This is a genomic window from Actinoallomurus oryzae (assembly GCF_039541955.1).
GTDB classification, from domain to species: domain Bacteria; phylum Actinomycetota; class Actinomycetes; order Streptosporangiales; family Streptosporangiaceae; genus Actinoallomurus; species Actinoallomurus oryzae.
This window is the reverse complement of the sequence record NZ_BAABHF010000018.1, coordinates 1-6,066: the sequence shown is the minus strand read 5'-3', so window position 1 is coordinate 6,066 and position 6,066 is coordinate 1. Positions and strand designations below refer to the sequence as shown.

At 64.4% G+C, this 6,066-nt stretch carries 2 protein-coding genes; both read left to right on the top strand.

What is annotated here, in order from left to right:
* Nucleotides 1-2,914: type I polyketide synthase (locus ABEA10_RS14340; RefSeq protein ID WP_345463107.1), on the top strand; the 2,914-nt coding region annotated here is incomplete at its 5' end.
* A 31-nt stretch (nt 2,915-2,945) separates the two neighbouring features.
* On the top strand, nt 2,946-6,066 hold a 3,121-nt coding region (locus tag ABEA10_RS14335), incomplete at its 3' end, for a type I polyketide synthase (protein ID WP_345463104.1).

The following is a 6,066-nucleotide window of genomic DNA, read 5'->3' as shown; positions in this document are numbered from 1 at the left end:
CCACACCATCACCACCCTCCACAAACACAAAAACAACAACCATCAGGTCCTCAATACATTCAGCCAATTACATATCCAGCAGCACAGCACTCACTGGCCCACCCTCACTCCTATCAACACCCCCACTACGCCACTGCCCACCTACCCCTTCCAACACAACACCTACTGGATCAACGCCACGGGCAAGACGAACAACAAACCCGAAAATCTCGGACAATCAACAGCCGATCACCCGCTCCTTGCCGCCGGCATCAAAATGCCGAACAGCGGCGGTCATCTGTTCACCGGCCGAATATCAACACGAACCCATCCCTGGCTCACCGAGCACGCCATCAATAACACGACCGTGCTTCCCGGCACCGCTTTCATCGACCTGGCCGCCTACGCCGGCACCCACACTGGAACACCCCACATCCAGGAACTCACCCTCGAAAACCTTCTCGTCATCCCGGATGAAGGACCGATCGACCTTCAAGTCACGGTCGATCCCCCCGACGACGACGGCCGACGAACCATCACCATCCACTCTTGCCCGGCCGCCGGCGAAAGAGACGCTTCCTGGACCCGCCACGCCACCGGTACTCTCACGGCAGCGGCCACGGCGACCGCCACCGCACCCGAATCGCGACCGGAAGACGCCGTCTCCGTCGACCTCACCGACTTCTACACACGCCTGGCCGAACGCGGATACCACTACGGCCCCACCTTCCAAGGCCTCACCCACGCCTGGCGACACGGCAACGGCGACCTCCACGTCGAAATAAGCCTCCCGGAAGGCACCGACACGGCCGGCCACACCATCCACCCGGCGCTCCTGGACTCCGCGCTCCACGCCCTCGCACTCGCCACTCCGGCCGAAGACGAAGCGATCAGGGTTCCGTTCACCTGGCAAGACGTCTCCATTCACGCGACCGGCGCCACCAATCTCCGGGTCCGTCTCCGCCCGGTCGAAGGCAGTCAGGTCGACATCATCGCCACTGACGCCCAGGGTCGCCTCGTAGCCGCCGTCGAAGCTCTTGGCCTGCGCGCGGTCTCCCCCAGTCAGCTGGGGCCAGGAAGTCGCGAATCCGTGTACCAAGTGCACTGGGACGTAAGCCCTCGCCGAGGCACCCCTACCTCGACGGTCACGTACGCGCTTTTGGGCGACGCCGACGACTCGTCGTCGGCGTCGCCCAGCATCGATGGCGAGAGGTATCCCGACCTGGCCGATCTCGTCACGGCCATCAACAGCGGAGCGGCAGCACCCGACTTCGTCCTGTGGTCTTGCCCCGAAGGGCGATCCGAAGATGTCCTCGCGGATACTCGGCGCCTGGTTCGAGACGCTCTGGAGCTACTCCAGACCTGGACGGCCGAGGAGAGGCTGTGCTCCTGCCGCCTGATCATTGTGACTCGAGGGGCCATCTCCACCAGCGATGACGACCCCGTGGAGGACCTGGCTCAAGCCGCGGTATGGGGACTGGTCCGTACTGCCCAGGCCGAACACCCCGGCCGCATCGCCCTTATCGATGTCGATCAGAACAACACCATGCAACTCCCCACTGCCATCGGCCTCGAGGAGTTCCAGACCGCCGTCCGCGGCAAACGAATTCTGACGCCCGGTATCACCCGCACCGACCCCGGCAGCAGTGAACCGATCTCGCTCGATCCCGCGGGCACAATCCTGATCACCGGCGGAACCGGGGCCCTCGGCACCACTGTCGCCCGCCACCTCGTCACACACCACAGTGCCCGGCATATCGTCCTCGCCAGCCGATCCGGCCCCGCGGCCCCCAATGCGACCGAGCTTCACCAGGAGCTGAGCTCACAGGGCGCTGAGGTCACCATCACCGCCTGCGACACCTCCGACCCCGGCGCCCTTGCCGAGCTGCTGGACACCATCCCGCACCAGCATCCGCTAACGGGGGTCATCCACGCCGCGGGCACCCTGCAGGACGCCACCGTCACCAAGCTGACCAACGACCAGGTCCACGCCGTCTTCACCCCCAAAGTCGACACTGCCTGGCACCTGCACCGACTCACCCATGACCACCCCCTCACCCATTTCGTCCTCTTCTCCTCCATCGCCGGCACCCTCGGCTCCCCCGGACAGGCCAACTACGCCGCCGCCAACACCTTCCTCGACGCCCTCGCCCACCACCGCCACGCGAACGGACTCCCCGCCACCAGCCTCGCCTGGGGACTCTGGCAACAGAGCAGCGGTATGACGAAACGATTCACCAGGTCGGACCACGCTCGCGCATCGCGGCTCGGGGTGGAGCCGTTCTCCCCGGAACAGGCGCTTCAGCTTTTCGATGCCGTGCTCACGCAGAGCCGGCCGACTCTCATTCCGGCTCGGCTCAATCTCACGGCACAGAATCCTCATCCTCTTTTCCGTGGTCTCCTGCCAATCGCACGGCAAAAGGCAGCGCCAGCCGTCTCCATTCCTTCCGAGCTCACGTACGAACAACTGGTACAGCTCGTTTGCGCGAGCACCTCCATGGCCCTTGGGCACGAGAGCTCCGAGTCCATATCAGCGGACAGTTCGTTCAAGGAGCTCGGTCTTGACTCGTTGACGGCGGTCGAGCTCCGCAATCATCTCGGTTCCGCGACCGGCCTGCGGCTGCCCGCCACCCTGATCTTCGACTATCCGACTCCCCGGTCACTTGCCGATCACCTGAACGGACGTCTGTCGCCGAAGCCGACCGCTCCGGAAGACCTCCTGCTGGGCGAATTGGAAAAGCTCAAAAAGATCGTCGAGGGCGTCGCGATCGACGGCGATCGGCACACCGAAATCGCCCTGCGGATCAAGGATCTTCTCAGGAGCTGGAACAGCCGGCGCGACGAGGGAACAGAGAATCATCCGGCCAAGAACGTGGACCCCACCACAGACGAAGAGCTTTTCGAGCTTCTGGAAAACGAGCTCCGCGGCCCCTGAGAGAAGTGCGCCTAACAAGGGATTGTAAGAGATGACAATCGAGGACAAACTTCGGGACTATCTCAAGCGGGCGACGCTGGATCTACGAGAAACGCGGCAACGCCTGCGTGAGTTCGAAGACCGCGTCGGAGAACCGATCGCGATCGTGGCGATGGGTTGCCGCTACCCCGGAGGAGTCACCTCGCCGGAAGAGTTGTGGGAGCTGGTCGACCAAGGCGTCGATGCGATCACGCCGTTCCCCGACAACCGGGGCTGGGACCTAGAGGAGTTGTACGACCCGGACCCCGACGCGCCGGGTAAGTCCTACGCCAGGGAAGGCGGGTTCCTTCACGACGCGGATCAGTTCGACGCCGCGTTCTTCGGGATCTCCCCGCGCGAGGCCACCGCGATGGACCCCCAGCAACGACTCCTCCTCGAAGTCGCCTGGGAGACCATCGAGAACGCCGGCATCGACCCCACCACGCTCCACACCAGCCAGACCGGCGTGTTCACCGGCGTCATGTACAACGACTACGCCACCCGCCTCGACCATCTTCCCGAGGGCTACGAGGGGTACATAGGTAACGGCAGCGCCGGAAGTGTCGCCTCCGGGCGTATCTCGTACACCCTCGGTCTGCAGGGGCCTGCGCTGACGGTCGATACGGCGTGTTCGTCATCGCTGGTGGCATTGCATCTGGCGGCACATTCCCTGCGTACGGGCGAATGCGATCTGGCACTCGCCGGCGGCGTGACCGTGATGTCCACTCCGAATACCTTCCTCGAATTCAGTCGGCAGCGGGGGTTGGCGGCCGATGGGCGGTGTAAGTCGTTCTCGGCATCGGCTGATGGAACCGGGTGGTCCGAGGGTGCCGGGCTTGTCCTCCTGGAGCGTCTGTCGGACGCTCGGAAGAACAACCGGCGGATCCTCGCCGTCATCAAAGGCTCAGCGGTCAACCAGGACGGGGCCAGCAACGGCCTGACCGCGCCGAATGGACCCTCTCAAGAGCGCGTCATCCGCCAGGCCCTCACCAACGCCGGGGTGACCCCCGACCAGGTCGATGTGGTCGAAGCCCACGGCACCGGCACCTCCCTGGGTGACCCGATCGAAGCCAACGCCCTCCTCGCCACCTACGGACAGAGCCGCACCGACCAGCCGCTGTACCTGGGATCCCTGAAATCCAACATCGGCCACACCCAAGCCGCGGCCGGAGTGGCCGGTGTCATCAAGATGGTCCAAGCCATCCAGCACGCCCGGATGCCGAAGACCCTCCACGTCGACGAACTCAACCCCGAGGTGGACTGGTCAACCGCCACCCTCGCCGTCCTTACCGAGGCCCGGTCGTGGCCAGATGCCGACCGTCCCCGCCGCGCCGCAGTGTCCTCCTTCGGCGTCAGCGGCACCAACGCCCACCTCATCCTCGAACAACCACCCCAAACCACACCGGCAGCGTTGAGGGTCACCGAACCCGGGCCTGAGCCCGGACCCGAATCCAAACCCGGGCTGGTGTCTGGTGCTGTGGCGTGGCCGTTGTCCGCCAAAACCCCCGAAGCGCTCCGTGAATACGCCCGCCGCCTGGCCGACCACCTGGACCACCACCCCCATCTGGACCTGGTCGACATCGCCCACGCACTGGCCACCCGCACCACCTTCGATCAGCGTGCGGTCATCACCGGAACCACCCTCACCGACTTGGCCACCGGCCTACACGCCCTGGCCACCGGCCAAGACCACCCCAACCTCACCACCCCGCCGGCAACACCGGTCAACGGCAAGGTCGTATTCGTCTTCCCCGGCCAAGGCACCCAATGGCCCGCCATGGCCCACCACCTCCTCACCACCAGCCCCGTCTTCGCCGAGACCATCCACCAAGCCCACCAAGCCCTCACCCCCCACACCGACTGGTCCCTGCTCGACCTGCTCCACCAAACCCCCCGCGCCCCCAACCTCGACCGCACCGACGTCGTCCAGCCTGCTTTGTTCGCCGTCATGACCGCTCTTGCCCGCCTGTGGGAACACCACGGCATCCACCCCGACGCCGTCATCGGCCACTCCCAAGGCGAAATCACCGCCGCACACATCGCCGGCGCCCTGTCCCTCAACGACGCCGCCAAAATCATCGCCCTACGCTCACAAACCCTCACCAACATCGCCGGCACCGGCGCCATGGCCCACATCCCCCTCCCGCATCAAGAGATCAACCTCGATGCCGACGTTCACGTCGCCGCCATCAACGGACCCAACTCCACCACCGTCTCCGGCACGCCACAGGCCATCCGCGCTCTCATCGACCGGTGCAAAGCCCAGGGTGTCGATGCCCGCCTGATCCCGGTCGACTACGCCTCCCACTCACCCCACATCGACCCACTCCACACCCACGTCACCGGACAACTCACCGACATCACCCACCACCACGCGAACGTGCCGTTCCACTCCACCGTCACCACAAACCAAACCGACACCACCACCCTCACCGCCGACTACTGGCACACCAACCTCCGCCACACCGTCCAACTCCAGCCCACCATCGAAAAACTCCTCACCACCGGCCACACCACCTACATCGAAATCAGCCCCCACCCCACCCTCACCCCCGCCATCCAACAAACCCTCGACCAACACCCCAACCCCACACATGTAATTCCGACGATCACCAAAAAACACGGCACCCTCACAGAATTCCTCAACAACACCGCACAACTACACACCCACCACCACACCGCCAACTACACACCACCAACAAAACGAACAACAACAATCCCGCTTCCCACCTACCCCTTCCAACACGCCACGTACTGGCTCCAACGATCTGTCAACGCAAATAAACCCGAAGATCTGGGGCAACAAGCTGCTGGCCATCCGCTTCTCGCCGCGTGTATCCAATCACCCAGCACCGACGGCTACCTGTTCACCGGCAGGATCTCAACGCGTACGCACCCTTGGCTCAACGATCACGCGATCAACGACACCGTCCTGCTTCCCGGCACCGCCTTCGTGGATCTGGCCATACATGCCGGCACCCGTGCTGGAGCCCCTTGCATCGAGGAACTCACCCTCGAAAGCCCCCTCATCATCTCGGACGAGCAGCCGATCGACATCCAGATCAGCCTCGAGCCTCCCGACCAGGGCCGCCGGACCATCACCATCCACTCCCGCCCAGCCGACACCGAACCCG